Origin of the sequence: Oceanobacter sp. 4_MG-2023, from assembly GCF_030689165.1 — a bacterium.
GTDB lineage: Bacteria > Pseudomonadota > Gammaproteobacteria > Pseudomonadales > Oceanobacteraceae > Oceanobacter.
The window spans coordinates 1-2,158 of record NZ_JAUYVV010000054.1 but is presented as its reverse complement, the minus strand read 5'-3'; the positions used below and the strand labels follow the sequence as shown (position 1 = coordinate 2,158).

1 protein-coding gene is annotated in these 2,158 nt (G+C 54.9%); it reads right to left on the bottom strand.

The window, feature by feature from the left end; all coding sequences use genetic code 11:
• On the bottom strand, positions 1-2,158 hold a 2,158-nt coding region (locus Q8W24_RS16685; RefSeq protein ID WP_305476018.1), incomplete at both ends, for a cadherin repeat domain-containing protein.

Below are 2,158 nucleotides of genomic sequence, written 5' to 3'. Positions count from 1 at the left end.
ACGCCTGCACAAAGATCGACCGATCACCTGAATAGCCAGCACCCTCGTACCCGTACCAGGTCACCACATAAGCGCCAGCGCTGCCTACCGCGGTGATTTGAGGGGCATAGTCACTATCGCTGGTATTACCCAGTGCTTCCAGCTGTACTGTCGCGAGCGATAACACAATACTGGCTTCTGGGGCAGTATCGTCCAGGTCGTTCACATCGAGAGTAACCGCTTGGTCGGTATGGTTACCGGCGCCATCGGTAGCGGTAACGATGAATGAGTAACTGGACTTGGTTTCGTAATCGGGGTTGTTCAGCAAGGTAACAACGCCCGTACTGCTGTCGATGCTGAAGTCACTGGCGTCAGTGCCAGACAAGGAATAAACCGCCGTCGCGTCATCCGTCGTGGCCGTGTAGATAACCGTGCTTTCACCGGAGTTTTCATCAATCGCGGTCGCGGTCGTGCCAGACGTAAACGTGGGTGCCGTTTCATCCACTAACGTAATCCACTCACTGGAAGCCAGGCTCAGGTTGCCGGCGCTGTCGACGGCATAGGCGTAATAACCGCCCAGCGCCAATGTCGTGGTATCCACAGTGACCGTACCCGCCACCGCTAATGTCGCGGTAGCCCACAGGTTACTGCTGGCGCTGGTGATATCAGCCTCAGTGGTCACGGCCACTGCATCGCTCACCAAATACACCGTACCCGCTTCATTGCTTTGTAGTGTGATCAACTCCCCTGTTTCATAGGTACTATCCATCACCAGTGTGCCATCGGCATTAAATGCCTGCACAAAGATCGAAGTGTCACCGTCACTATCAGTCCCGTTCCAGGTCACCACATAGGCACCATCGCTGCCCACCGCAGTGATTTGGGGCTTCTCTTCGGAACCTGTCGTATTACCCGGCGCTTCCAACTGTACCGTGGCACCGTTTAAGGAGCCGTCAGCATCAAACGCTTGCACAAAGATAGACCAATCACCCTCGCTATCCCTTCCGTACCAGGTCACCACATAGGCGCCATCAGTGCCCACGGCGGTGATTTGAGGGTACTGATCAGCACCGATGGTATTACCCAGTGCTTCCAGCTGTACTGTGTCACCGTTGACGGAACCTTCGGCGTTGAAGGCCTGCACAAAGATCGAATAATCACCGTTGCTATCCCTTCCGTACCAGGTCACCACATAGTCGCCATCAGTGCCCACGGCGGTGATTTGAGGGTACTGATCAGCACCGGTGATATTATCCAGTGCTTCCAACTGTACCGTGGCACCGTTTAAGAAGCCGTCATCATCAAAGGCCTGCACAAAGATCGACCAATCACCGTCGCTATCCCTTCCGTACCAGGTCACCACATAGGCGCCATCAGTGCCCACGGCGGTGATTTGAGGGGACCGATCAGCACCGGTGATATTATCCAGTGCTTCCAACTGTACTGTGTCACCGTTGAAGGAACCATTGGCATTAAACGCCTGCACAAAGATAGACCAATCACCGTCGCTATCATCACCGTACCAGGTCACCACATAGTCGCCATCAGTGCCCACCGCGGTGATTTGCGGATCATAGCCATCCCCCGTGGTAGTATCCAACGCTTCCAGTTGTACCGCAGTGCCGTTAATGGAGCCATCGGCGTTAAACGCCTGCACAAAGATCGACTGATCACCTGAATAGCCAGCGCCCTCGTACCCGTACCAGGTCACCACATAGGCGCCAGCGCTGCCCACGGCGGTGATTTGTGGTTCATAGTCATGACCAGTGGTATTATTCAGTGCTTCCAGCTGTACCCTGGTGCCATTGAAGGAACCATCGGCTTTAAACGCCTGCACAAAGATCGACAGATCACCGCCGCTATCGGTCCCGCTCCAGGTCACCACATAGGCGCCAGCGTTGCCTACCTCAGTGATCTGGGAGCTATGGTTGACATTACCCGGTGCTTCCAGTTGTACCGTGGTGCCGTTCAAGGAGCCATCGGCATTAAACGCCTGCACAAAGATCGAATAGCCACTGCCGCTATCCTCACCATACCAGGCCACCACATACGCACCATCGCTGCCCACGGCGGTGATTTGAGGGGCATAGTCACCATTACTAGTATTACCCAGTGCTTCCAGCTGTACTGTCGCGGGTGATATCACAATACTGGCTTCTGGGGCGGTATCATCCAGATC